Below are 25,058 nucleotides of genomic sequence, written 5' to 3'. Positions count from 1 at the left end.
CCATTTCGGCCAGGAACGGAGGCCGTTTTGGCCAGACTGGTCACGGGGTCCTGGAACGGACCACCTACCGTGGGGACCATGACCTCCAACGAGCTCGGTTCCTCGACCTCGCCCTACCTGCGGCAGCACGCGGACAACCCGGTGGCCTGGAAGCAGTGGGGGGAGGCGGCCTTCGCGCAGGCGCGGGAGCGGGACGTGCCGGTGTTCTTGTCGGTGGGCTACTCGGCTTGTCACTGGTGCCACGTGATGGCGCACGAGTCGTTCGAGGACGAGGCGACGGCGGCGTACCTGAACGAGCACTTCGTGAACATCAAGGTGGACCGCGAGGAGCGGCCGGACGTCGACGCCATCTACATGGAGGCGACCGTCGCGATGACCGGGCACGGCGGCTGGCCGATGTCGGTGTTCCTGACGCCGGCGGGGGAGCCGTTCTTCTGTGGGACGTACTTCCCGGCCGACGCCCGGCACGGGATGGCGAGCTTCCGGCAGGTGCTCGAGTCGCTGACCGACGCGTGGCGGACCAAGCGGGAGCAGATCGCGGGGATCGGGCAGTCCGTCGTCGAGCAGCTGGGGGCGCGGCAGCAGGTCGCCGGGGGAGCGATCGACGCGGCCGTGCTGGAGCGGGCGGCCGCCGTACTGAAGGTGGACTTCGACCCGGTGGACGCCGGGTTCGGGCAGGCGCCGAAGTTCCCGCCGTCGATGGTGCTCGACTTCCTGCTGCGGCACCACCGGCGGACCGGGTCCGCGGACGCGCTGGCGATGGTCGAGGCGACCTGCGAGCGGATGGCGCGGGGCGGGATGTACGACCAGCTGGCCGGCGGGTTCGCGCGGTACAGCGTCGACCAGCAGTGGATCGTGCCGCACTTCGAGAAGATGCTGTACGACAACGCGCTGCTGCTCGACGTCTACACGCACTGGTGGGCCGTCACCGGGTCGCCGCTGGCGCGGCGCGTCGCGACCGAGACGGCCGACTTCCTGCTCGCCGAGCTGCGGACGCCCGAGGGCGGGTTCGCGTCGGCGCTCGACGCGGACACCGAGGGAGAGGAAGGCAAGTACTACGTCTGGTCGCCCGACGAGCTGCACGCGGTGCTCGGGGACGACGACGCCGCGTGGGTGATCGAGCTGTGCGACGTCAGTGGAACGTTCGAACACGGTACGTCGGTGCTGCAGCTGCGGCGCGACCCGGACGACGCGGCGCGGTGGGACCGGGTCAAGCGACTGTTGCTCGAGGCCCGTGGGCGGCGCACGTACCCGGGCCGTGACGACAAGGTCGTTGCCGCGTGGAACGGGTTGGCGATCACGGCGCTGACCCGGGCCGGGATCGTGCTGGACAGGCCCCAGTACGTCGACGCCGCGGTGCAGGCGGCGTCGTTGATCCGCGACGTGCACGTGGACCCGTCGGGGCGGTTGCACCGGACCTCGCGGGACGGCGTGGTGGGGTCGGCGCACGGAGTGCTGGAGGACTACGCGGCGTACGCGCAGGCCTGTCTTTCATTGCTGGCGGCAACCAATAATCCCGACTGGCTACAGCTGGCGAAGGCCTTGCTGGACAGGGTTCTGGAACAGTTTGTTGCTGACGGCTCCTTCTTCGACACGGCGGCCGACGCCGAGCAGCTGGCCTGGCGGCCGCAGGACGCGACCGACAACGCGAGCCCGTCCGGGGTGTCGCTGGCGGCGGAGGCGTTCACCACGTTGGCCTCGGTGACGGGCGAGGCCCGGTACGACGAAGCGGCCGAGCTGGCGCTGTCCGCTTCAGCGGCTCTCGCGGGCCGCGCGCCGCGGTTCGCCGGCCGGGCGCTCGCGGTCGCTGAAGCGCATCAGGCCGGACCGCTCGAGATCGCGATCGTCGGGCCGGAGTCGGGTGCGGCCGACGAGCTCGTCCGCGTCGCCGTCGCCGACGCTCCGTGGGGGACGGCCGTCGTCCGGGGTGAGCCGGGATCGGACGTACCACTGCTGGCCGGCCGGGGCCTGGTCGACGGGCGCGCCGCGGCGTACGTGTGTCAGAAGTTCACCTGCAAGCTGCCGGTCGTGTTGCCGGAAGACCTTCGCGCGGAGTTGACCGGCGCCCGCTGACAACGCGGGCCAACGCGGGTTTTCCCTGTCGTTTCGCGAGATTCCCTTGACTCCTGCCCCCGCCGGGGGGAGAGTCCTCCCTCAGTCGGATGTAACAGGATGCGCATGTCCTGACACATAGTGTCACAACTGAGGCAGTGGCACTTCTGGGTCAGCTACGTCCGGCGTCCCCAATTGAATTGGTCGCTGCGCCCAAACAGCGACCACACCGTGAGGAGATGTTGTCTTGAAACGACTGACATCAGCAGGGGCGGTGGCCATCGTCGCAGCTGCGGGTCTGGCTGCGACCATCACCGGCACGCCCGCCGGAGCCGCCAACCGTACGGCCCCGCTCCCGGCATCCGGCTTCAACGAGCCGGCCGCCATCAAGGCCGAGAACGCGCTGACCGCGCAGACGGCCGCCGCCCTCGGACTCGGCGGAGGCGAGCAGCTCGTCGCCCGCGGCGTCGCGGCGGACCCGGACGGCACCGAGTTCGTGCACTACGACCGCACCTACAACGGCCTGAAGGTCGTCGGCGGTGACCTGATCGTCAAGCGCAAGGGCGAGGCGATCGGCGCGGTGACCTACAACCGCGGCGCCCGCAGCGTCGCCGTCAGCTCGACCAAGCCGGCCGTGTCCCAGGCCGCGGCGCTCGGCAAGGCGGCCAAGTCGGCCGAGTTCAAGGCCACCAGCAACAAGGGTTCGCTGATCGTCTTCGTTGCCACCGGCAAGCCGGTGCTGGCCTACGAGGTCGTCACCACCGGGACCAAGGCCGACCAGACCCCGTCGGTCCTGCACAGCTACATCGACGCCAAGTCCGGCGCCGTCCTCGCCCAGGACGACGAGATCAAGACCGGTACCGGCAACTCGATGTACTCCGGCACGGTGAGCATCGGTACGTCGGGCAGCTTCTCGATGACCGACCCGAGCCGCGGTGGCAACTACACCACCGACCTGAACGGCGCGACGTCCGGCAGCGGCACCACCTTCACGGACCCCGACGACACGTGGGGCAGCGGCACCACCGCGAACCGGCAGACCGCCGGCGTGGACGCGCACTACGGCGCCCAGCTGACCTGGGACTACTACAAGAACGTCCACGGCCGCAACGGCATCTTCAACAACGGCCAGGGTGCGCGGTCCCGCGTGCACTACGGCAACGCGTACGTGAACGCGTTCTGGGACGGCACCCAGATGACGTACGGCGACGGCTCGGGCAACTCCCGGCCGCTGACCGCCATCGACGTGGCCGGCCACGAGATGAGCCACGGTGTCACCGAGGCGACCGCCAACCTGAACTACTCCGGCGACGCGGGCGGCCTGAACGAGGCCACCTCGGACATCTTCGGCACCGCGGTCGAGTTCTCGGCCAACAACTCCTCCGACCCGGGTGACTACCTGATCGGCGAGAAGATCAACATCAACGGCAACGGCACGCCGCTGCGCTACATGGACAAGCCGTCGAAGGACGGGGCCAGCAAGGACTGCTGGACCACCAGCACCGGCGGGCTCGACCCGCACTACTCCTCCGGCCCGCTGAACCACTGGTTCTACCTGGCCTCCGAGGGCACCGGCAGCAAGGTCATCGGTGGGGTCACCCACTCGAGCACCGCCTGCAACGGCGCGACCATCACCCCGGTCGGCCGCGACGTCGCCGCCAAGGTCTGGTACCGCACGCTGAGCACCAAGCTCACGTCGGGCAGCACCTACAAGGACGCCCGCGAAGGCGCGATCAACTCGGCCAAGGAGCTGTACGGCGCGGACTCCGCGCAGTGCAAGGGCATCGAGGCCGCGTTCACCGGCATCTCCGTCCCGGCCGGCAGCGCCGCCTGTGGCGGTGGCACCGACCCGGAGCCGCCGACCGGTGACAACCTGATCAAGAACCCGGGCTTCGAGTCCGGCGCCACCAACTGGGGCGGCACCACCGGAGTGATCACCAACTCCAGCTCCAAGCCGGCCCACGGTGGCTCCTACAAGGCGTGGCTGCAGGGCAACGGTCGCACGACGACCGAGAACATCACCCAGTCCGTCGCCATCCCGTCGGCGGCCACCGCGGCCAGCCTGTCGTTCTGGATCCGGATCGACACCGCGGAGACCACCGGCTCGACGGTCTACGACACGGTGAAGGTTCAGGTCGTCGACGGCGGCACCACCACCACGCTCGGCACGCTGTCGAACCTGAACAAGTCGACGTCGTACGTGCAGAAGACCTTCAACGTGACGCAGTACAAGGGCAAGACCGTCACGGTGAAGTTCCTCGGCCAGGAGGACTCGTCGCTGCAGACGAGCTTCGTGATCGACGACGTGTCGCTGGTCGCCGGCTGACCTGCAGAGCCGTCCCGCTGTGATCCCGTCCGGGGCGCACACCTCCCGCCCGAGGCTGTGCGCCCCGGATTCTTTTGTGAGGCAAGGGAGTTCCCCATGTCCAAGCCCATCCTGTACGGCGTGCTCGGCGCCGCGCTCGTCGCCACCGCCCTGGCGCCGAGCGGGCCGGCCGTCGCGACCGGCGCCCCGGTCGTTGCCGAGTCACCCGACATCTCCGTCACCAACGTCAAGGCCCATCTCGACCAGCTCCAGTCGATCGCCACCAGCAACGGCGGCAACCGGTACACCGGCCGGCCCGGCTACCGCGCCTCGGCCGACTGGGTGAAGTCCAAGCTCGACGCGGCCGGCTACACCACCACGCTGCAGTCCTTCTCGACGTCGGCCGGTACGTCGTACAACGTGATCGCGGAGTGGCCGCACGGCGACGCGAACCACGTCGTGATGGCCGGCTCGCACCTGGACAGCGTCAGCTCCGGCCCGGGCATCAACGACAACGGCACCGGTAGCTCCGGTGTCCTGGAGACCGCGCTGGCCTACGCCGCCAGTGGCCAGACCCCGCGCAACCGTTTGCGGTTCGGCTTCTGGGGAGCCGAGGAGCTCGGCCTGCTCGGCTCGAAGTACTACGTCAACAACCTGCCGGCGGCTGAGCGGGACAAGATCGAGCTGTACCTGAACTTCGACATGACCGGCTCACCGAACCCGGGCTACTTCGTCTACAACGACAACCCGGCCGGCAACGGCGCCCGGGACGACCTGACGGCGTACTTCACCGGCAAGTCGATCCAGACCGAGTACATCGACGTGCAGGGCCGGTCCGACCACGCGGCGTTCCGATCGCTCGGAATCCCTACCGCTGGGACGTTTTCCGGTGCCGAGGGCATCAAGACCTCGGCGCAGGCGACCAAGTGGGGAGGGACGGCCGGGCAGGCGTACGACCCCTGCTACCACCGGTCCTGCGACACGATCAGCAACCTGAACCTGGCCTCGCTGGACCGGCAGAGCGACGCGATCGGCCACATGATCTGGACCTACGCGCAGAAGGACTACGGCACCACGAACCCGCCGACCGGCGGCAACCTGCTGCTCAACCCCGGCTTCGAGTCCGGTGCGACCAACTGGACCGGGACCACCGGCGTGATCACCAACTCCAGCTCGAAGCCGGCGCACGGCGGCAGCTACAAGGCCTGGCTGCAGGGCAACGGACGGTCGAGCACCGAGAACGTCGGCCAGTCGGTCGCGATCCCGGCCGCGGCGACCGCGGCGAGCCTGTCGTTCTGGATCCGGATCGACACCGCGGAGACCACGGGGTCCACGGTGTACGACACGGTGAAGGTCCAGGTCGTCGACGGTGCGACGACGTCGACGCTGGCGACCTTGTCGAACCTGAACAAGGCGACGTCGTACGTGCAGAAGACGTACGACGTCACGGCGTACAAGGGCAAGACGGTGACGGTGAAGTTCCTCGGTCAGGAGGACTCGTCGCTGCAGACCTCGTTCGTGATCGACGACGTAGTGCTCGGCACGAGCTAGACCGGCTTGCAGAGTTTGCCCGGCGCGGCGGCTTCGGTGAGCAGTTGGGTCACCGGAGTCGCCAGCGGCTTCAGGCGCGGATCCTCCATCCGGGCCATGCCGCCGCCGGCCGAGATGGCGATGATCATGTCGTCGGGGTGCCTGATCGACGGCTTGGTCGAACCGATGGCGGCCCAGTCGACCTCGCTCACCGCGGTCTGGAGCGAGGTGAGGAAGGCCGCGTCGAGCTTGCACTTGTGCGTCTGCTTGCCGCGCTGGCTGACGGTCGTGACGCCGTCCGTGCCGATCACGACCCGGTCGTCGAAGCCCGCGAAGCCGCCGGTCCGGGTGACCGTGATCGGCAACGCCGTGGGCGTGCTCGGCGTCGGTGTGGTGGTCGCGGGGGTGGTGGTTGCGGGTGTGCTCGGGCTGGGACTGCTTCCGGCGCCCGAGTCGTCTCCGCAGCCGGCCAACAGCAGGCCGGCGGCGGCAGTGGCAGTTGCGGCGGCAAGACGAAGATTCCTCACACCCTCATGCATACCCGGTTCCACCCAAGCGGCAGACTTCGTGCATGGGCTGGTACACGAATGTCATCCGGCTGTTAGGGCACCGGCCCTGGTTCGCCACTGTCGGTCGCACTCTCATGCCCCTTGATCGCTGGCTGCAACGACGCACCGGCGGGCGGGTCAACATCCTCGGCAAGAGCGCGCTGCCGACGCTGCTGCTGACCACCACCGGCCGCAGGTCCGGGCAGCCGCGGACCGTGCCGTTGATCTACGCGCACGACGGCGACTCGTTCGTGGTCACCGCGTCCAACTGGGGTCAGCAGCACCATCCCGCCTGGTCCGCCAACCTGATCGCCTCCGGGGACGCGGTGGTGTCGCTGCCGGGCGGCCGCGACGTACCGGTGCGGGCCGCGCTCGCCGAAGGGGCCGAGCGCGACCGCGTCTGGCCGCTGGTGACGAAGGTGTGGCCGGCGTACGACACGTACGTCGTACGGAGTGGCCGCGACATCCGGGTCTTCGTGCTGTCGCCTAGTTGAGCTGCCGGGTCAGGTCGATCAGCGCCCGGGTGAGCAGCACCCGGTCCTCGAACAGCAGCACGTTGGACTGGGTCGCGGGTGCGCCGAGGTTCTCCAGCGGGAGCGCGGTGAACGTCGCCCGGGCCAGCAGCGACCCCAGGTACCCGTACCGGACCTGCTCCCGCGGCACCTGCATTCCCTCGGCGGCCAATCCCTCCGTGAACGCCTCGAAGATCACCTTGTGCACGGCAGGCAGGGCGGCGGGCGACAGCTCACCGGCGTGAGCGAGCCCGATCAGGAGCTGGCCCAGATCGAAGCCGACCGCCTGGGGGCCGTCGAACCCCCAGTCGATCACCACGAACTCGTCCGGACTGCCCATCGGGACCAGCAGGTTCTGCGGGCTGGCGTCCCCGTGCTGGTAGCACTGCGGCAAGGCGTCCAGTGCGTCCAGTACGCCGGGCAACTGCTCGGCCAGTTCGAGCAGGTCGTCGCGCAGGCCGTGGTCGCCGGTGTTGCAGACCGCCGCGGCGAGCAGCGGGTGGCGCCAGGTCTCCCGGTCGGCCAGCGTGGGAAGTGCGGTCGTCATCACCCGGCCCTCGGTGTAGTACCGCAGGCCGATGCCCGCCTTCTCGATGTCCGGTCGCTGGAGGAACGGCTTCACCAGGTGTGGCTGCCGGCGCGCGGACAGCCGACCGAGCAGGAAGGCGGCCCGGCCGAACCGCTCCAGGCCCCAGATGCCCGGCTCCTGGAAGACGTGCTCCATCCACAGCGTGGCCCGGTCGTCGTCGTACTCGTCGATCCGGTACGTCGTCGGCAGCCGCAGGCCGTCGGGCAGCACGGTCGCGATGTCGCTGTGGTGCACGGCGACCTCGAGCTGCCAGGGCATCTTCTGGATGAAATCCTCGCGGAACGACTCCGGGATCAGGTGGATCAGGTTCCAGTGCCGGGGTGACTGGAGCTGCTTGACGAAGCTGCACCACTCGGTGGTCGAGCCGTCGGCCAGGCGGGCGGTGCCGAGGACGCGGGTCAGGGCGGCCGTGCTCGGCGTACCGATCTGGTACAGGAACGGCTCGGCGCGGGTGCTGAGCGGTGTGGCCGCCGGGTCGCCGGTGACGGCTCGGACGAGCTCGGTGAGCTGGGCGTCGTCGAGCGCGTCGCGGCCGAGCGGCTCGAGTGCGGTGATGGTCATCGGATTCCCCCCGGCGAAAGCAAAGCAGCTTTACCATTCGGATAGTAAAGTGGCTTTATGACCTCCGTCAACGGCCTTTCGGGTCTGAACCGTCCTCCTCACGTTGCCAACCTGCTCGGTGCGGTGATGGCGCGGATGCGTGAGGAGATCCTGGAGGGCCCGGGCCAGCCGTTCCCGGGGCTGCGGGTGTCGCACTACCGGCTGCTCGACCTGATCCCGCCGGACGGCGCGAGGATTACCGACCTGGCCGCGCACGCCGGGATGAGCAAGCAGGGGCTCGGGCAGCACGTCGACTACCTGCAGGCCCACGGCTACGCCGAGTCCGTCCGGCTGGAGACCGACCGGCGGGTGCGGCTGGTCCGGCGTACGCGCAAGGGCGACGAGGCGACGGCGTTCGCCCGGCGCGCGATCGACCGGGTGGAGCAGATCTGGGCCGAGCGGCTGGGTGACGACCGGTACGCCGACTTCCGGGCGGCGCTGATCGAGATCGGCGGCGTCCGGGTCGAGGCGTGAGTGGGTCAGCCGGCCCGGTAGGTGGCGATGCTGACGGCGATGTAGTGGCAGATGAAGGCGGCCACCGTGCAGGCGTGGAAGATCTCGTGGAAGCCGAACCACAGCGGTGACGGGTTCGGCCGCTTGGTGCCGTAGATGACCGCGCCGATCGAGTAGAGCCCGCCGCCGATCGCCAGCAGCGTCACCACGGCCGCGCCGCCGAGGTGGTAGAAGTCGCCCATCCAGAAGATCGCGACCCAGCCCAGGGCCAGGTAGATCGGGGTGTAGAGCCAGCGCGGGGCGCCGACCCAGAAGATCCGGAACAGGATGCCGATCAACGCGCCGCCCCAGGCCAGGCTGAGCAGCAGGATCCGGTCGTTGCCGCGCAGCAGCACCACACCCAGCGGGGTGTAGGTGCCGGCGATCAGCAGGAAGATGTTGCTGTGGTCGAGCCGGCGCAGGACGGCCTCGCCGGTCGGGCCCCAGTAGAACCGGTGGTACAGCGCCGAGATGCCGAACAGCAGCATCGAGCCCAGCGTGTAGACGGCCGCGGCCCAGCGGGCGCTCGTGGTCGGGGCGAGGCAGATCAGCACGATGCCCGCGGCGGTCGCGAGCGGGAAGGTCCCGGCGTGCAGCCAACCGCGCAGCTTGGGTTTCAGCGCCTGGCTCAGGCGGTGCCCGTGCTCCTGGTCGGCCGGTGGTTCGGTGGGGGTGGTGTCGCCGGTCGCGGTCTTGGCCGTCATGCGCCATCCTCCTCGGAACGCCGTCGGAAAGTTTACCTACGCAACCGTAACCTACGGTGGCGTAGGTTCGGTCGTCCTCAAGGATGAAATGTAGGCCACCTCACGGCGTCCGGAAGACCCGGCCGGAGTGTTCCACGACACTCACTGAAGTGTCTGATGCGATCGAGAGTCGATAAGTTCGATGTTCGTCAAGGCCTCTGCGGCCCCGCCGATCTGGGCTAGCCTCGTTGGGGCACGCCTGCACCACCTTCGATCCCGCAGACGGCCCGGTCGAGGACTCGAGGAGAACACCTGCCCATGCGGACACCCGGCAAGCAGCGCCTGCGCAACGCCGTGTACGGACTGTACGAGCGCCGGCTGGCGCGCTCCCTGTCCCCGGACCGGATGCCGCGCCACATCGGCGTGATCATCGACGGCAACCGGCGCTGGGCCCGGGCCTCGGGCGATCCGGTGTCGCGCGGGCACGAGGCGGGCGCGAGCAAGATCTCGGAGTTCCTGGACTGGTGCGACGAGGTCGGGGTCAAGGTGGTCACGGTCTGGATGCTGTCCACCGACAACCTGACCCGTCCGGCCGACGAGCTGGAGCCGCTGCTGCGGATCATCGAGCAGACCGTCGAGGAGCTGGCCGCGGTCGGGGGCCGGCGGATCCACCCGGTCGGCGCGCTGGACCTGCTGCCGTCGGCGACCGCCGAGGTGCTGAAGAGCGCGGAGACCGCGACCCAGCACGTCGACGGCCTGCTGGTGAACGTCGCCGTCGGGTACGGCGGCCGCCGCGAGCTGGCCGACGCGGTCCGCTCGCTGCTGCTGGAGGAGGCCGCCAAGGGCATCTCGATCGAGGAGCTGGCCGAGCGCGTCGACGTCGAGCACATCGCCGAGCACCTGTACACCAAGGGCCAGCCCGACCCGGACCTCGTCATCCGCACCTCCGGCGAGCAGCGGCTCGGCGGCTTCCTGCTGTGGCAGAGCGCGCTGTCGGAGTTCTACTTCTGCGAGGCCCTGTGGCCGGACTTCCGGCACGTCGACTTCCTGCGCGCGATCCGCTCGTACGCCCAGCGCGAGCGCCGCTTCGGCGTCTGAACGTCAACTGATCGTTTCCAGAACGGGTTCGGCTGGTTCTCCGCGGCCGCAGCGGGTGCAGGTGCTTCGACGCCGCAGGTAGTACGCGTACGCCGCGACGCCGAGCGCCGTGCCCCAGCCGACCCACAGCACCCCCGGCATCACCAGTCCCCAGGCCGATCCCGGGTTGTCGTCGATCAGCCGCAGGTTCATCAGCCCGGCCGGGATCAGCACCACCGCCACGATCGCGGCCGGGACGATCGCCCGCGACGGCGGCACCCGGCGCCCGGCCCGCCACCAGATCCAGCGCGGGTACACCTCGCCCCACCGCCGTACCAGCCCGTGCGTCAGCACGCTCCCGCCGATCCCGAGCACGGCCATCGCGAGCCCCATCTCCAGCATGCCCGGGGTGTCGGCCATCATCCGGCGGAACTCGTCGGAGATCCCCAGCGGCCACCCGAAGTACCAGGCGACGCGGGTGAACTCGTACGGCACGTTCGACAGCACCGCGACCCAGACCGCCCGGCGCCCCCACCGCAGCGCCGATTCCGGTGTCGTCCAGGCCGTTGGGGGCCCGTGCCGGCGTCCGCAGGACACGCAGGCTTCCCGGGCCCGTCGGTGGTACGCGATCGCCGTGGCGGCCCACAGGAGGCCGCCGAGGAAGAGCAGCAGCACGTTCACCCGGTGCCAGTACAGGACGTCTTCGAGCCCACCCTGCTGACCCGGGATCCCGGTGAACGCGAACACCAGCAACGCGGGGGACAGGGCAAGGATCGCCAACGGCGTGTAGTCGGGGATCGCCAACGCCAGCCCGACCGCGAGCACGGCCCCGAATGCCTGCGGCAACCACCCGCGCGGCCGTCGTACCGTCATCAGCACGGCGACCACCGCGCCGGTGAACCCGAGCACGGCCATCGCCGGCGCCACCACGCCCACCGGAGCCCCCTCCAGCAGGGACGCCGTGGACCGGTCGTCCTCGACCGTCGCGAACGGATATCCGGCCCCGCCTGCCGCCCAGAAAACCCCCAGTACGCCGTACGCGAAGGACCACAGCGCTGTCGCGCACCCCGTCCAGATCGGCCAGTTCTTCCGCATGCGTCAAGCCTGGCTCGTACGCTGCGTGAGCGGATCCCTCCCGCGGGTGATCGACCTCCCCCGCACGGGTGAACGGGCGGACGGCAACGTGTAACAAGCCGTTAACCCCATGGGAGGGCGTGTCGGGCTGCGGGGTTTCACCGACCGTCCTACTCTCGACAATGACGGTCGGAGGGGAAGCCGGCTGTCCTGGGAGGCCCGATCAGATGAGAATCGTTCGCCAGCCGGTTGCCCCATGAGGGGCAGAACGGAGTGCCCGAGACCTACGGTCTCGATCTTGCTGATCCCCGGCCACGTCACGGCGTGCCGGAGGGGGTCTGCACCAGACCTCCGGGCCCGATCCCGGTCCAACACCTAACCACTGGTGGGCCGGGCGTGGTGCACGCTGCGGCCCGAGAGGACGTGCGACATGGCTGCCACCCACGCCAAGGCGTCAAGCACCTCATCCGTACCGGACCAGCGCACCTACGTGCTGGACACCTCGGTCCTGCTCAGCGACCCGCACGCGATGGAGCGGTTCGACGAGCACGAGGTGATCATCCCGGTCGTCGTCGTCACCGAACTGGAGGGCAAACGGCATCACCCCGAACTCGGCTACTTCGCCCGCACCGCGCTGCGCATGCTGGACGAGTTCAGGATTCTGCACGGACGTCTGGACGCACCCCTGCCAGTGGGGGAGAAGGGTGGAACCCTCAGGGTCGAGCTGAACCACACCGACCCCGAGAGCCTGCCGGCCGGTTTCCGGCTCGGCGACAACGACAGCCGCATCCTCGCGGTGGCCTGCAACTTCAAGGCCGAGGGCCGCGACGTCACGCTGGTCTCCAAGGACCTGCCGATGCGGGTCAAGGCCTCGGCCTGCGGCCTGGTCGCGGAGGAGTACCGCGCCGAGCTCGCCCTGGAGTCCGGCTGGACCGGGATGAGCGAGCTCGAGGTCGAGACCGCCGACGTCGACAGCCTGTACGAGGACGGCGTCCTGGAACTGCCGCAGGCCGGTGAGTTCCCGACCCACACGGGTCTGGTGCTGCTGTCGGAGCGCGGCAGCGCGCTCGGCCGGGTGATGCCCGACAAGCGGGTCCGCCTGGTTCGCGGCGACCGCGAGGCGTTCGGCATCCGCGGCCGGTCCGCGGAGCAGCGGGTCGCGCTCGACCTCCTGCTCGACCCGGACGTCGGCATCATCTCGCTCGGTGGCCGGGCCGGCACCGGCAAGTCGGCGCTGGCACTGTGCGCCGGTCTGGAGGCGGTGATGGAACGGCGGCAGCACAAGCGGGTGGTCGTCTTCCGCCCGCTGTTCGCGGTCGGCGGCCAGGAGCTGGGCTACCTGCCCGGTTCGGAGTCGGAGAAGATGCAGCCGTGGGCGCAGGCCGTGTACGACACGCTGGGCGCGCTGACCAGTGCGGACGTGATCGACGAGGTGATGGACCGCGGCATGCTCGAGGTGTTGCCGTTGACCCACATCCGCGGCCGCTCGCTGCACGACGCGTTCGTGATCGTCGACGAGGCCCAGTCGCTGGAGCGCAACGTGCTGCTCACGGTGCTGTCCCGGATCGGCGCGAACTCGCGCGTCGTGCTCACCCACGACGTCGCACAGCGTGACAACCTGCGGGTCGGCCGGCACGACGGCGTCGTCGCGGTGGTCGAGAAGCTGAAGGGGCACCCGCTGTTCGCCCACGTCACGCTGACCCGGTCGGAGCGGTCGCCGATCGCCGCGCTGGTGACCGAGATGCTCGAGGACGTGCAGCTCTGAGGGGCGTTCGAACCGTCGTACGGCGGTAGTTCTGTAAAGCCAATTTAAAACTTCTGCGGTACCCGGTGCGGCCACACGCCATGTGGCCGCACCGTGTGTTGTGACCTGCTTGTGATCACGGTCTGTTTAGGTCAGAGTATGTTCCTGTTGCAGCCGACGGGGGTCGGGTATCTCGGAAGGACAGATGAAAGCGAAGCGCTCCGTCGCGGTCCTCGCGGTCACTGGAATCGCCGTCGTGTCGATCGTCGCGAGTATCGATCTCTTCAGCTCCCCCACGACGACCGCGGCCTCCGACCCGGTCTCCGGGCGGGCCGAGCTCGCCGCCCTGAACAGTGAGAAGAGCCGGGACGCGAAGAAGCCGTCCACCAAGCCGCAGAGCGCCGAGGAGCAGGCCGCGGAGGTGACCCGGCTGCGGAACCAGATCGAGGCCGTCGAGACCGCCCGCAAGGCCATGCAGGACCAGGCCCAGCTGCGCCGCAAGGCCAAGAACGCCGCCCTCGCCCGGTACCAGGCGCTGCAGAAGACGAACAACGACTCCCGCAAGGAGCGCGCCAGCCGCGACGCCGCCCGCAAGGAGCTCGAGGGCACGCCGAAGGAGATCGCGCTCAACCTGCTCGACAACCACGGCTGGAAGGAGAGCCAGTTCTCCTGCCTCGACAAGCTGTGGACCAAGGAGTCCCGCTGGAAGGTCGACGCGGACAACCCGACCTCCAGCGCCTACGGCATCCCGCAGGCCCTCCCCGGCCGCCGGATGGCCGAGTACGGCTCCGACTGGCGCACCAACCCGGTCACCCAGATCAAGTGGGGCCTCGACTACATCGAGGACGCCTACGGCTCGCCGTGCGAAGCCTGGGCCCACTCGAAGCTGAAGAACTGGTACTGAGCCGGCTGTAGGTTTCACCTGTGGGATTTGGCGAGGTGGCTCGTGCGGTGAGCGAGCGGGGTGAACTGGTGCTGCGGCGGCGTGCGGACGACGGGGCGCTGGAGCTGCGGGTGAACGGCGTGTTCGTGATGGACGACCGGGAGACCTCCAGCGAGGAGTTGCTGGCCGAGGTTGCCTTGGTGGGTTCGCCGTCGCGGGTGCTGGTGGGCGGGCTGGGGCTGGGCTACACCGTCCGGGCGTTGCTGGCTTCGGCTTCGGTGCGGGAGATCGTCGTGGCCGAGATCGAGCCGGCGCTGGTGGAGTGGATGCGCGACGGGTTGGTGCCTTCGGTGCTGGACGACCCGCGGGTGGTGGTTGCCGTCGGCGACGTTCGTGACGTGGTCGCCGGGCCTGCGTCGTACGACGCGATCCTGCTGGACGTCGACAACGGGCCCGACTTCCTCGTGTACGACGGGAACGCCGCGATCTACACCGACGGGTTCCTCGGCGTCTGCCGGTCGCGGTTGCGGCCCGGTGGCGTGCTGACGGTCTGGTCGTCGTCCGCGTCGGCCGCGCTGGAAGGGGCTATCGGCAACGTCTTCGGGGGGTGCGTCGTCTCGCCCGTCCCGGTGTCGCTGCAGGGACGGGACGAGACGTACTACGTCTACCAGGGGACCGTTCAGCCCTCGTAATCGACTGTCAGGCGCGGGCCCTTGTCGTCGTGCTCGAAGACGACGGTGCCGGTCAGGCCGGTGAGATCGCCGGTCGCGGCGACGATCTTGCCGCGCGACACGGTCTCGTCGGCGGTCGCGCCGTGCACCATCACGAACGAGCCGTCCCGGCCCGCGAGGGTGCCGGTGAAGCGCTCGACCGCGGTGTACGCCGCGGGGCCGGCCGGCGTACCGGCCATCAGCAGCTCGGCCGAGCTGGTGCCGACCAGCTCGCCGTCCGCGAAGGACTTCGTCACCGTCGCGCGGCCGAGCTCGACACCGTCGGCCTCGTCGTAGGTGGACTGGTCCCACTTGGTGATCTCGAACGACTGGGTGAACGGCATCGGTGCTCCTCGGTGCGCGTCGTGGAATGGCGTGTGGCGTTGTCCACAGACGTTCTACCAGCTCCGGCCGACAGGCCGGATCGACGTACTCTGCAGGTATGGGAGACAACGCGGAATTCAGGATCGAGCACGACACGATGGGCGAGGTCAAGGTGCCTCGGGACGCGTTGTGGCGGGCGCAGACCCAGCGTGCGGTGGAGAACTTCCCGATCTCCGGCCGGCCGCTGGCGCCGGCGCTCGTGCACGCGCTGGCCCAGATCAAGGCCTCGGCCGCGGTGGTGAACGCCGAGCTGGGGGTGGTGGACGCGAAGCTGGCCGAGGGGATCGTCGCGGCCGCCGACCGGGTCAGCGCGGGGGAGTACGACGCGGAGTTCCCGATCGACGTCTTCCAGACCGGTTCCGGTACGTCGACGAACATGAACGTCAACGAGGTGCTCGCGACGCTGGCGACCCGGGCGCTCGAGGCCGACGTGCACCCGAACGACCACGTGAACGCGAGCCAGTCGAGCAACGACACCTTCCCGTCGGCGATCCACGTCGCCGCCACGGCGGGCGTCGTCCAGGACCTGCTGCCGGCGCTGGACCACCTGGCCGAGTCGCTGGCCCGCAAGGGCGCCGAGTTCGCCGAGGTGGTGAAGTCCGGGCGGACCCACTTGATGGACGCGACACCGGTCACCCTCGGGCAGGAGTTCGACGGGTACGCCGCGCAGATCCGCCGCGGCGCCGACCGGGTGCGGGCCACGCTCCCGCGCGTCACCGAGCTGCCGCTCGGCGGTACGGCGGTCGGCACCGGGATCAACACGCCGCCCGGCTTCGCCGCGAAGGTGATCACCGAGCTGAACCGGCGCACCGGCCTGGAGCTGAGCGAGGCCGCCGACCACTTCGAGGCCCAGGGCGCGCGTGATGCCCTGGTCGAGTTGTCCGGCCAGCTGAAGACGATCGCGGTCAGCCTCACCAAGATCTGTAACGACCTGCGCTGGATGGGCTCCGGGCCGCGAGCCGGACTCGGCGAGATCGCGCTGCCGGACCTGCAGCCGGGCTCGAGCATCATGCCCGGCAAGGTGAACCCGGTGATCTGCGAGGCGACGCTGATGGTCGCCGCGCAGGTGATCGGCAACGACACCACGATCACCGTGGCCGGTGCCGGCGGCAACTTCGAGCTGAACGTGATGCTCCCGGTGATCGCCCGCAACCTGCTGGAGTCGATCGAGCTGCTGACCAACTCGTCGCGCCTGCTGGCCGACCGCTGCGTCGACGGCATCACCGCGAACGTCGAGCACGCCCGCGCCCTGGCCGAGTCGTCGCCGTCGATCGTCACCCCGCTGAACCGCTACATCGGGTACGAGAACGCCGCCGCGGTCGCGAAGAGCGCGCTGAAGCAGGGCAAGACGATCCGCGAGGTCGTGATCGAGAACGGCCACGTCGAGAACGGCGACCTCACCGAGGCCCAGCTCGACGCGGCCCTGGACGTCCTGTCGATGACCAGACCAGGCAAGCCGTGACGGCGGCCGCCGTACCGGAGCCGGAGACGTACTGGGCGCCGGGGACGACCATCGAGTGGGTGTACCAGGGGGCCGGGCTGCATCCCGACCTGCCGAACGTTCGGCCGATGACGGTGGTGCGGGACGACGCCGACGGGCTGGTCGCGTGGCTGGCGCCGGGGACGCCGTTGATCAAGCCGGTGCTGACCGACGGCCGCGAGCTGCGGCACGCGGGGCCGACCGGGATGTTCACCGAGCCGCGCGTGCTCAAGCTCGACATCTGGCACGGCACGGGCATCCTCAAGGTCGCGCCGACCGGCAAGCGGTGGTCGCTGTGGCACTTCTGGAACGAGGACGGCTCGTTCAGCGGCTGGTACGTGAACCTGGAGGCCGAGCACCGCCGGGACGCGTCCGCCCGCCGTACGACGACGACGGACTACGTGCTCGACCTGTGGATCACGCCCGACCGTGTGATCGAGTGGAAGGACGAGGACGAGCTGGAAGGTGCCGTCCAGGCCGGCCGCTACACGCCGGAGGAAGCCGACCGCATCACCAGGGACGCCCACGCCGCCGTCGAGGACATCAAGGCCTGGACGGCGCCGTTCTCCGACAACTGGCACGAGTGGACCGCCCCGCCGCACTGGCGACTCCCTGACGCTCCCACCGGCTACGAGGTCGCCCACATCACCGAGGAACTGTTGAGCTGAGGGGCCGACTTGCCTTGGGAGATGGTCCTCGGCAAGTCGGCCCCACCGCTTACGTTCTACGCCGCCGGCAGGTGACGGCCGAAGAAGGCGACCGCGCTCTCGAACTCGAACCGGGGGACCGCCTTGTGCGCTCCCGCATTGGCGTGCAGCGACTTCTCCGGCGAGGCGAACGCGTCGAACAGGGCGAGGCTCGACGCCCGCGGGATGTGCTCGTCGTCCCACTGCAGCAGGAACTCCAGCGGCACGGTGATCTGACCGGCGAGCTTCGCCAGCACCTCGTCGTACCAGAAGATGCCGAGGACTGCCGCGGTGATCCTCGGTTCGGCGGCCAGGAGCGGTACGCCGATCGCGGTGCCCATGTTGAGGCCGAAGTAGCCGACCGGTACGCCGGCCAGATCCGGTAGTTCCTGCAAGGCGTCGAGCGTCGCGATCCACTCGGGGACGGCGCGGTCGGCCAGGTGGAGGTTGTAGCGGACGACGATCGGCCCGACCGGTTCGCCGGTCGCCATCGCCTGCTGCATCGCGGCGATCTCCTGATCGTCGGTCGCCGTCCGCGGCCGGCCGCCGTGGCCCGGCGCGTCGATGCAGGCCACGGAGTAGCCGGACGCGACCAGGCGATGCGCGCGCCCAACCATCGGTGCGGCCTTGCTGTCCCGGCCGCCGCCGTGGCCGAGCAGGATCAGGGGAGTGGGGCCGGATGCGGTGACCGGCGACCAGAGGACGCCGGTGATGTCACCAAGGGCGAACGGACGCGTCAGTACGCCGTCCGCCGAGGTCTGTGCGGTGAACTGGAAATTCACAGGTGGTGCCTTTCGGGAGTGCCTACGGATTCCTGGCGCTCCCGGCGAGACCTACGTCAATCGCCCGACCGTGACGAAGCGGGGAGCACCCACGCGCAAAGCGTTCACAGGGCTCACCTCCTCGATCCGAACGGTCACCAGCGACACTAGCCCCGAGCTGTTCCATCGGCCACCGATTTAATCCCCGGCGATCCAGCCGGCCCGTACGCCGACTGCCGGCATCCGGACCCGAGTTCAACTCCGCGGGCGGACCGTCAGGGGGACCGGCTTGGCGGTTTCGGTGAAGAAGTCGTTGCCCTTGTCGTCGACCACGACGAAGGCCGGGAAGTCCTCGACCTCGATCTTCCAGACCGCTTCCATCCCGAGCTCGGCGTACTCGATCACGTCGACGGACTTGATGCAGTCCTGCGCGAGCCGGGCCGCGGGGCCGCCGATCGAGCCGAGGTAGAACCCGCCGTGCTCCTTGCAGGCAGCGGTGACCTTCGCCGACCGGTTGCCCTTGGCAAGCATCACGAACGATCCGCCGGCCGCCTGGAACTGGTCGACGTACGCGTCCATCCGCCCCGCCGTCGTCGGCCCGAACGACCCCGACGCGTAGCCCTCCGGCGTCTTGGCCGGCCCGGCGTAGTACACGGCGTGGTCCCGCAGGTACGACGGCATCGGCTCGCCCGCGTCCAGGCGCTCCTTGATCTTCGCGTGCGCGATGTCGCGCGCCACGACGAGCGGCCCGTTCAGCGACAACCGCGTCTTCACCGGCAGCTTCGACAGCTCGGCGCGGATCTCGCTCATCGGCCGGTTCAGGTCGATCCGTACGACGTCCGCGGTGTCGTCCAGGTGCTCGTCGGTGGTGTCCGGCAGGAACCGCGCCGGGTCCCGCTCGAGCTGCTCCAAGAACACGCCTTCCGGCGTGATCTTGGCCAGCGCCTGCCGGTCGGCCGAGCAGGAGACGGCGATCGCGACGGGGCAGGACGCGCCGTGCCGCGGCAGCCGGATCACCCGGACGTCGTGGCAGAAGTACTTGCCGCCGAACTGCGCGCCGATCCCGAACTGCTGGGTGAGCTCGAAGACCTTCTCCTCCAGCTCGACGTCGCGGAACCCGTGCCCGAGCGGCGATCCGGTCGTCGGCAGCGCGTCCAGGTAGTGCGCCGAGGCGTACTTCGCGGTCTTCAGCGCGTACTCGGCCGAGGTCCCGCCGACGACGATCGCCAGGTGGTACGGCGGGCAGGCCGCGGTCCCGAGCGAGCGGATCTTCTCGTCCAGGAACTTCATCATCCCGTCCGGGTTGAGCACCGCCTTGGTCTCCTGGAACAGGAACGACTTGTTCGCCGAGCCGCCGCCCTTGGCCATGAACAAGAACTTGTACGCCGGGTCCGTCGTGCCCGGCGTCGAGTACAGCTCGATCTGCGCGGGCAGGTTCGAGCCGGTGTTCTTCTCGTCCCACATGGTCAGCGGCGCCATCTGCGAGTAGCGCAGGTTGAGCTTGGTGTAGGCGTCGTACACGCCCCGGCTGATCCACTCCTCGTCGACCGCGCCGGTCAGCACACCTTCGGACTTCTTGCCCATCACGATCGCCGTACCGGTGTCCTGGCACATCGGCAGCACGCCGCCGGCCGAGATGTTCGCGTTCTTCAGCAGGTCGAGCGCGACGAACCGGTCGTTGCCGGACGCCTCCGGGTCGTCGATGATCCGGCGCAGCTGGCTGAGGTGCGCGGTGCGCAGGTAGTGCGAGATGTCGTGCATCGCCTCGGCGGTGAGCTGTTGCAGCACCGCCGGGTCGACCTGCAGGAAGGTGCGGTCGCCGGCGGTGAAGGTGCTGACTCCGTCGGTGGTGAGAAGCCGGTACTCCGTGTCGTCCTGGCCGAGCGGGAGCAGGTCGGAGTAGCTGAAATCGGCGGACACGCGGGCGTACCTCCTGGCAGGTGGTCTGAGATCCCACCAAGCCTAGAGCCGTCGGTCGTGCCCTGCAGCGCCGGGCTCGACCACGTGGGGCCGCGGGTGGGGCCGAAAGCACAGCTCAGGGGTCGGGTCAGGGTTGGATCGGGGATGTAACTCCTGTCCGCGCGAACTGGTCCGCGCGTAATCTTTTCCTGTGGCTGAGCAAGAGGGACCCCAGGACCGCCCGCAGGACACGCCGGCGCCGGTGCAGCCGACCGGGGACGAGTTGGCGTTGCGCCGCCGGGTGTCCGATCTGGAGCGTGAGAACGTCGCCGAGCTGCTCCGCGAGTCGGCCGGCGAGGGGCGCTTGAGCTACGCCGAGCTGGAGGACCGGCTCGAGGGCGTGTACGGCGCGAAGACGTACGGCGAGCTGGTGCAGCTGACCACCGACCTGCCGAACGGGCTGGTCCCGCCGCAGGCGCAGTCGGCGACACCGCAGTACGCCGCGCAGCCGTCGTACACCCCGCAGCACAACGGCGAGACCGTGCCGGTGATCAACGTCTTCCTGTCGGACTCGAAGAGGACCGGCGCCTGGATCGCGCCGCAGCGTCAGGAGGTCAACGCGGTCCTCGGCGACGTCACGCTCGACTTCACCGAGGCGCAGATGGCGCACGACGTGATGTACATCGACGTGAAGTCGATCCTGGCCGACGTGAAGATCCGCGTCCCGCAGAACGCGATCGTGCACCTGGACAGCAACCCGATCCTCGGCTCGGTCAGCGAGCAGGAGGCCGGCTTCGGCGGCGTCGTCGAGCCGAGCACCGCGCCCCCGAAGACCTTCCACATCCGCGGCACCGCGATCCTCGGCGAGATCAAGATCAAGCGCGGGCCGCGCCTCAGCAAGCGGCTACGCCTGCACTAATCGGCCGGAGTGAGCCGCCCAGCGGTCGCCGGTCCGGTGGATCTGGATCGGATGATCGAAGCACTCCGACACCAGCTCCGACGTCAGTACGTCGGACGCCAGGCCGGCGGCCTGAACCCGGCCGCCGCGGAGCAGGGCCGCGTGGGTGGTGGAGGACGGCAGCTCCTCCAGGTGGTGCGTCACCAGGACCGACGACAGCGTCGGCTGTGAACCGTGGACGACGTCGATCGTGTCCAGCAGCTGCTCGCGGGCCGCGACGTCCAGGCCGGTCGACGGCTCGTCCAGCAGGAGCAGGCGAGGATCGGCGACCATCGCCCGGGCGATCAGGGCGCGACCGCGTTCGCCCTGCGACAAAGTGGTCCACGGGTCGCGGGCACGGCCCGCGATGCCCAGCAGCTCGACCAACTCGTCCACCCGCGCCTGCTGCTCGGCGGTCGGCAGCCAGCGTGGCATCAGCTCGATCGTCCCGGTGATGCCGGTCAGGACGACCTGCTCGATGGTCAGCGGCGACCGCAACGGGTGCCGCGGATCCACGTGCCCGATCGACTCGCGCAGCTCCCGGATGTCGACCGTCCCCAGCCGGCGGCCGAGCACCTCGACGGTCCCGCGCGTCGGATGAGCCGTCGCGCCGGCCAGCTTGAGCAACGTGCTCTTCCCCGCGCCGTTCGCCCCGAGCAGCGCCCACCGCTCACCTTCCCGCACGGTCAGCGAAACGTCCTGCAGCAACGGTTTCCCGTCCCGCATCAGCGTCACGTCGCGGAGGTCGAGCACGGGCAACGGCAGGCGATCAGTGGGCACGCTCCCGACCGTACCAACCCCAACTCCTCAGACAAGCTGAGGGGTTCACCTGCTGGGACGTGAGCGTCAGGGCGTCAGCTTGTCGGCGTGGACGTCGCGGAGCCAGGTGGAGAGCTCGGTCAGGTTCTCGACGTTGTCCTGCGGGATGCCGATGGCGCCGGATCGGGTGCCGGAGGCATGGATCTGGACCGTGCGCAGGCCGGGGATGCCGGTCGGGTCGTTGATGCGGCTGATCTGGTGCCAGGGAATCAGCCCACGGTCCGAGCGGCCGAGCTGGACGCCGCGGGAGTCGACGGTGACTTCCGGACGCCCGGTCACGAGCTGCCAGGCCGTCAGGCCCACGCCGTACACGAAGGCCAGCAGCGCGGTGACGCGCAGGATGCCGAGGGTCCCGGAGACGTCGTCCTCGCGCAGGTGGTCGATGTTCGACCAAAGCGAGCTCAGCATCAGCAGCGCGAACAGCGCCAGCCGGAGCAGCAACCGCCTGCGCCGGGGCGGGAAGACCACGCGCCCGGCCGCAGCCAGCTCAGCCGACCAACCGGCCGCCGCTGCCCCCAGGTCAGCCGCCATGTCAGCTCCAGTACGACGTGTGCTCGGCCGCAGTGGGCGGGTCGGCGCCGTGCCGGGTGCAGGTGATGGCAGCGGCCTTCACCGCGTAGTCGACGACCGCGTGCAGCGCCTCCTCGTCCAGCCCTTCCAGCCGGGTCGCACCGAGCAGACCGCGCGCCTGCAGCCCGGCGATCAGCGCGGACATGAACGAGTCGCCGGCACCGACCGTGTCGACCACGTCGATCGCCGGCGCGGCCACCTCGACGCGGCCGGTCCGGGTGACGCCGATCGCGCCGTCGCCGCCGCGGGTGATCACCACGCACTTGGTCCGGTCCACCGACAGCAGCTCGGCGGCGATCTCGTCCGGCGTCGACCCGGCCCGCAGGAACTCGCAGTCCTCGTCGCTCAGCTTCACCAGGTCCGACATCCCGGCCAGCGCCCGTACGGCGGCCCAGGTGGACACGGGGTCGGGTGTGATCGTCGGGCGCGCGTTCGGGTCGAGGGTAACCGTGACGGGCTTGTCCGCCAGCTCGGACAGGAACTTCCGGATCGCGTCGGCGCCCGGTTCCAGCACGGTCGCGATCGAGCCGGTGTGCACGGCCGGGCAGCCCCGGTTGAGGGTCAGCGCCGGCGGCTCCCAGCTGATGTCGAACTGGTACTTCGCGACGCCCGCCGCGTCGAGCGTCGCCGTCGCCGTACTGGTCCGGAAGCCCGGCTCCACCGAGCCCGGCGCCAGCTGCACGCCGTTCCCGAACAGGTGCGCGCCGAGCTGATCGCCGTACGGGTCGGTTCCGAAGCGCGTCACCAACTCGGTCGACACCCCGAGACGAGCCAGGCCGACGGCCACGTTCGCGGGCGACCCGCCGGGCGTGGCCTTGCTGCCGTTCTTGCCGTTCCGGGGCTTGCCGTTGCTGACGATGTCGACAAGTGCCTCGCCGATGACGAGAACCGGTGCGGTCATCGGGCGTGCTCGAAGTCGATGGCGCTGTAGGCGCGCAGCTTCTCGAGCTGGTGCACGCTCTCGATGCTGCGGATCGTGCCGCTGCGGGAGCGCATCACCAGCGAGTGCGTGCGGGCGGTCGAGCCGCCGTACCGGACGCCGCGCAGCAGCTCGCCGTCGGTGATGCCGGTCGCGACGAAGAAGCAGTCGTCGCCGCCGACCAGGTCGTCGGTGCTCAGCACGCGGTCGAGGTCGTGCCCGGCGTCGAGCGCCTTCTGCCGCTCGGCGTCGTCGCGCGGCCAGAGCCGGCCCTGGATCAGACCGCCGAGGCACTTCATCGCGCAGGCCGCGATGATGCCCTCCGGCGTACCGCCGATGCCGATCAGCATGTCCAGACCGGTGTCCGGACGGGCCGCCTCGACCGCGCCGGCCACGTCGCCGTCGCTGATGAACTTGATCCGGGCGCCGGTGGCGCGGATCTCGGCGGCCAGCTCCTCGTGCCGCGGCCGGTCGAGCAGTACGACGGTGACGTCGTCGACGCTGGAGCCCTTCGCCTTGGCGACCCGGCGGATGTTCTCCGCGACCGGGAGCCGGATGTCGACGTGGTCGGCCGCCTCCGGGCCGACCACCAGCTTCTCCATGTAGAAGACCGCGGACGGGTCGTACATGGTGTTGCGCGGCGAGACCGCCATCACGGCGATGCCGTTGGCCATGCCCTTGGCGACCAGCGTCGTACCGTCGACCGGGTCGACGGCAACGTCGCACTCGGGCCCGTCGCCGGCGCCGACCTGCTCGCCGTTGTAGAGCATCGGGGCGTTGTCCTTCTCGCCCTCGCCGATCACCACGACGCCGTTCATCCCGACGGTGCCGATCAGCGTGCGCATCGCGTTCACCGCGGCGCCGTCGGCGCCGTTCTTGTCGCCCCGGCCGACCCACCGGCCGGCCGCCATCGCGGCGGCCTCGGTGACGCGGACCAGCTCCAGAGCCAGGTTCCGGTCGGGGGCGTGCTCGTCGACCTCGAGATGGGCGGGTGGTGTGCTGGGGTCGCTCATGCCACGGATCGTAGCCAACGCCCGATGGGGGTGATCGGGCGAGATCGGCCGCGCGAGACACTGGTGCCATGAGCCCGACAGGTCACGAGCCGACGCACCCCGCGACGAACGCGGAGGAGAACGCTTCCCAGCAGCCGATCGACGCCCCGGCCGACCCGGCGGACCGGCGTACGACGGAGGCCGGAGACCTGAGCCCGGCGGACCGCGAGCGTGCCCGGGCACGGGCCGAGGCGATCGCGTTCCGGACCCAGGACCGGGCGAACCGCGCCAAGGCCCGGACGCTGACCAACATGTTCTGGGCGTTGCTGGCGACGTTCGTCGTGGTCGCGTTCCTGATGATCGTGACCTGGCGGCCGAAGGAGGAGAAGGTTCGCGCGGTCGAGTACACCGCGCAGCTGGCGGACGCCCGCAAGGTCGCCTCCTGGATCCGCGGACCCGAACCGATGCCGGCCGGCTGGACGGCGACCAACGTCGAGTTCCGCGCGCCGGAGCAGAGCCCGATCACCTGGCACCTCGGCACGGTCACCACCGAGAAGAAGTACGTCGGCCTGGAGCAGTCCAACCAGACCAGCCCGCGGTACCAGAACGACGAGCTCGGCAAGACCGAGGACGACGGCACCTCGACGATCGGTGGCGTGGTCTGGCAGCGCAAGACGCTGCTCGACCGCAAGGACGAGCACGCGCTGGTGCTGATCGGTTCCGGCGTCACCACGATCGTGACGGGCAACGCCGGATACCCCGCGCTTGAAACGTTCGCTGCAACGCTGCGCTGACGCGGTGTGCTCAGGTGA

The 25,058-nt window shown here is 69.7% G+C and carries 24 protein-coding genes; 13 read left to right on the top strand and 11 right to left on the bottom strand.

What is annotated here, in order from left to right:
* Positions 1-78 precede the first annotated feature (78 nt).
* The 3 genes from ABD235_RS30170 (at position 79) to ABD235_RS30160 (ending at position 5,908) form a co-directional block, all read left to right on the top strand.
* Positions 79-2,073: a thioredoxin domain-containing protein gene (locus tag ABD235_RS30170; RefSeq protein WP_344180301.1), complete on the top strand. Its 1,995-nt coding sequence runs from the start codon at positions 79-81 to the stop codon at positions 2,071-2,073.
* A 253-nt stretch (positions 2,074-2,326) separates the two neighbouring features.
* Complete coding sequence (locus tag ABD235_RS30165; protein WP_344180299.1) at positions 2,327-4,378, top strand: M4 family metallopeptidase; 2,052 nt, start codon at positions 2,327-2,329, stop codon at positions 4,376-4,378.
* A gap of 96 nt (positions 4,379-4,474) precedes the next feature.
* The gene (locus ABD235_RS30160) at positions 4,475-5,908 is read left to right on the top strand and encodes a M28 family metallopeptidase (RefSeq protein WP_344180298.1); all 1,434 of its coding nucleotides are present in this window, start codon (positions 4,475-4,477) and stop codon (positions 5,906-5,908) included.
* Here the strand turns inward: ABD235_RS30160 and ABD235_RS30155 are convergent.
* On the bottom strand, positions 5,905-6,414 hold the full coding sequence (locus ABD235_RS30155; RefSeq protein ID WP_344180296.1) for a hypothetical protein: 510 nt from the start codon (positions 6,412-6,414) through the stop codon (positions 5,905-5,907). The two genes, ABD235_RS30160 and ABD235_RS30155, sit on opposite strands and share 4 nt — an antisense overlap.
* A gap of 116 nt (positions 6,415-6,530) precedes the next feature.
* Here ABD235_RS30155 and ABD235_RS30150 point away from each other — a divergent pair, with 116 nt between their 5' ends.
* A complete protein-coding gene (locus ABD235_RS30150) occupies positions 6,531-6,929 on the top strand; it encodes a nitroreductase/quinone reductase family protein (protein ID WP_344180294.1) in 399 nt (132 codons plus the stop codon).
* Here the strand turns inward: ABD235_RS30150 and ABD235_RS30145 are convergent.
* The gene (locus tag ABD235_RS30145) at positions 6,922-8,097 is read right to left on the bottom strand and encodes a phosphotransferase (protein ID WP_344180292.1); all 1,176 of its coding nucleotides are present in this window, start codon (positions 8,095-8,097) and stop codon (positions 6,922-6,924) included. The genes ABD235_RS30150 and ABD235_RS30145 overlap by 8 nt on opposite strands.
* A 57-nt stretch (positions 8,098-8,154) precedes the next feature.
* Here ABD235_RS30145 and ABD235_RS30140 point away from each other — a divergent pair, with 57 nt between their 5' ends.
* Positions 8,155-8,610 carry a MarR family transcriptional regulator gene (locus ABD235_RS30140; RefSeq protein WP_344180290.1) on the top strand — a complete coding sequence of 152 codons (456 nt, stop codon included), beginning with the start codon at positions 8,155-8,157 and terminating at the stop codon, positions 8,608-8,610.
* Positions 8,611-8,615: 5 nt separating this feature from the next.
* Here ABD235_RS30140 and trhA read toward each other — a convergent pair whose 3' ends face one another.
* Entirely contained in the window at positions 8,616-9,332 is a 717-nt protein-coding gene (gene trhA, locus ABD235_RS30135) for a PAQR family membrane homeostasis protein TrhA (RefSeq protein ID WP_344180289.1), read from the bottom strand.
* A gap of 297 nt (positions 9,333-9,629) precedes the next feature.
* Between trhA and ABD235_RS30130 the strand changes: the two genes are divergently transcribed.
* Positions 9,630-10,409 carry an isoprenyl transferase gene (locus ABD235_RS30130; protein WP_344180287.1) on the top strand — a complete coding sequence of 260 codons (780 nt, stop codon included), beginning with the start codon at positions 9,630-9,632 and terminating at the stop codon, positions 10,407-10,409.
* 3 nt (positions 10,410-10,412) lie between these two features.
* Here ABD235_RS30130 and ABD235_RS30125 read toward each other — a convergent pair whose 3' ends face one another.
* Entirely contained in the window at positions 10,413-11,483 is a 1,071-nt protein-coding gene (locus ABD235_RS30125; RefSeq protein WP_344180285.1) for an NYN domain-containing protein, read from the bottom strand.
* A gap of 409 nt (positions 11,484-11,892) precedes the next feature.
* On the opposite strand from ABD235_RS30125, the gene phoH2 reads away from it, so the two are divergent.
* From phoH2 to ABD235_RS30110, 3 genes are all read left to right on the top strand, one after another.
* Positions 11,893-13,227, top strand: coding sequence for an RNA 5'-3' helicase PhoH2 (gene phoH2, locus ABD235_RS30120; RefSeq protein WP_344180283.1), 1,335 nt, complete (start codon positions 11,893-11,895; stop codon positions 13,225-13,227).
* Positions 13,228-13,411: 184 nt separating this feature from the next.
* Positions 13,412-14,110 (top strand): aggregation-promoting factor C-terminal-like domain-containing protein, encoded by a 699-nt coding sequence (locus tag ABD235_RS30115; protein ID WP_344180281.1) that lies wholly within the window; start codon positions 13,412-13,414, stop codon positions 14,108-14,110.
* Between the two features lie 47 nt (positions 14,111-14,157).
* Positions 14,158-14,781 carry a spermidine synthase gene (locus ABD235_RS30110; protein ID WP_344180279.1) on the top strand — a complete coding sequence of 208 codons (624 nt, stop codon included), beginning with the start codon at positions 14,158-14,160 and terminating at the stop codon, positions 14,779-14,781.
* On the opposite strand, the gene ABD235_RS30105 is transcribed toward ABD235_RS30110, so the two are convergent.
* Complete coding sequence (locus ABD235_RS30105; protein WP_344180277.1) at positions 14,769-15,143, bottom strand: DUF3224 domain-containing protein; 375 nt, start codon at positions 15,141-15,143, stop codon at positions 14,769-14,771. The genes ABD235_RS30110 and ABD235_RS30105 overlap by 13 nt on opposite strands.
* A gap of 98 nt (positions 15,144-15,241) precedes the next feature.
* Between ABD235_RS30105 and ABD235_RS30100 the strand changes: the two genes are divergently transcribed.
* Together ABD235_RS30100 and ABD235_RS30095 are read left to right on the top strand one after the other, a co-directional pair.
* Positions 15,242-16,645: a class II fumarate hydratase gene (locus ABD235_RS30100; protein ID WP_344180276.1), complete on the top strand. Its 1,404-nt coding sequence runs from the start codon at positions 15,242-15,244 to the stop codon at positions 16,643-16,645.
* The gene (locus ABD235_RS30095; protein WP_344180274.1) at positions 16,642-17,331 is read left to right on the top strand and encodes a DUF402 domain-containing protein; all 690 of its coding nucleotides are present in this window, start codon (positions 16,642-16,644) and stop codon (positions 17,329-17,331) included. The genes ABD235_RS30100 and ABD235_RS30095 overlap by 4 nt, the downstream gene beginning before the upstream one ends.
* Positions 17,332-17,387: 56 nt before the next feature.
* On the opposite strand, the gene ABD235_RS30090 is transcribed toward ABD235_RS30095, so the two are convergent.
* Together ABD235_RS30090 and ABD235_RS30085 are read right to left on the bottom strand one after the other, a co-directional pair.
* Entirely contained in the window at positions 17,388-18,131 is a 744-nt protein-coding gene (locus tag ABD235_RS30090; protein WP_344180272.1) for an alpha/beta hydrolase, read from the bottom strand.
* A gap of 234 nt (positions 18,132-18,365) precedes the next feature.
* Positions 18,366-20,030: a fumarate hydratase gene (locus ABD235_RS30085; protein ID WP_344180270.1), complete on the bottom strand. Its 1,665-nt coding sequence runs from the start codon at positions 20,028-20,030 to the stop codon at positions 18,366-18,368.
* A gap of 190 nt (positions 20,031-20,220) precedes the next feature.
* On the opposite strand from ABD235_RS30085, the gene ABD235_RS30080 reads away from it, so the two are divergent.
* The gene (locus ABD235_RS30080) at positions 20,221-20,928 is read left to right on the top strand and encodes a DUF1707 SHOCT-like domain-containing protein (protein WP_344180268.1); all 708 of its coding nucleotides are present in this window, start codon (positions 20,221-20,223) and stop codon (positions 20,926-20,928) included.
* On the opposite strand, the gene ABD235_RS30075 is transcribed toward ABD235_RS30080, so the two are convergent.
* From ABD235_RS30075 to glpX, 4 genes are all read right to left on the bottom strand, one after another.
* Positions 20,914-21,726 (bottom strand): ABC transporter ATP-binding protein, encoded by an 813-nt coding sequence (locus ABD235_RS30075; RefSeq protein WP_344180266.1) that lies wholly within the window; start codon positions 21,724-21,726, stop codon positions 20,914-20,916. The two genes, ABD235_RS30080 and ABD235_RS30075, sit on opposite strands and share 15 nt — an antisense overlap.
* 66 nt (positions 21,727-21,792) lie before the next feature.
* Positions 21,793-22,296, bottom strand: a complete 504-nt coding sequence (locus tag ABD235_RS30070; protein WP_344180264.1) for a hypothetical protein — start codon at positions 22,294-22,296, stop codon at positions 21,793-21,795.
* A 1-nt stretch (position 22,297) separates the two neighbouring features.
* Positions 22,298-23,236: a carbohydrate kinase family protein gene (locus ABD235_RS30065; RefSeq protein WP_344180262.1), complete on the bottom strand. Its 939-nt coding sequence runs from the start codon at positions 23,234-23,236 to the stop codon at positions 22,298-22,300.
* On the bottom strand, positions 23,233-24,267 hold the full coding sequence (glpX, locus tag ABD235_RS30060) for a class II fructose-bisphosphatase (RefSeq protein ID WP_344180260.1): 1,035 nt from the start codon (positions 24,265-24,267) through the stop codon (positions 23,233-23,235). Before glpX ends, ABD235_RS30065 begins: the two co-directional genes overlap by 4 nt.
* Before the next feature lie 68 nt (positions 24,268-24,335).
* Here glpX and ABD235_RS30055 point away from each other — a divergent pair, with 68 nt between their 5' ends.
* A complete protein-coding gene (locus ABD235_RS30055; protein ID WP_344180259.1) occupies positions 24,336-25,040 on the top strand; it encodes a DUF4245 domain-containing protein in 705 nt (234 codons plus the stop codon).
* Positions 25,041-25,058 lie beyond the last annotated feature (18 nt).

Source organism: Kribbella lupini, from assembly GCF_039529595.1.
In the GTDB taxonomy this organism is placed as follows: Bacteria; Actinomycetota; Actinomycetes; order Propionibacteriales; family Kribbellaceae; genus Kribbella; species Kribbella lupini.
The sequence above is the reverse complement of the archived record's forward strand: the minus strand, read 5'-3'. Positions and strand labels throughout refer to the sequence as shown.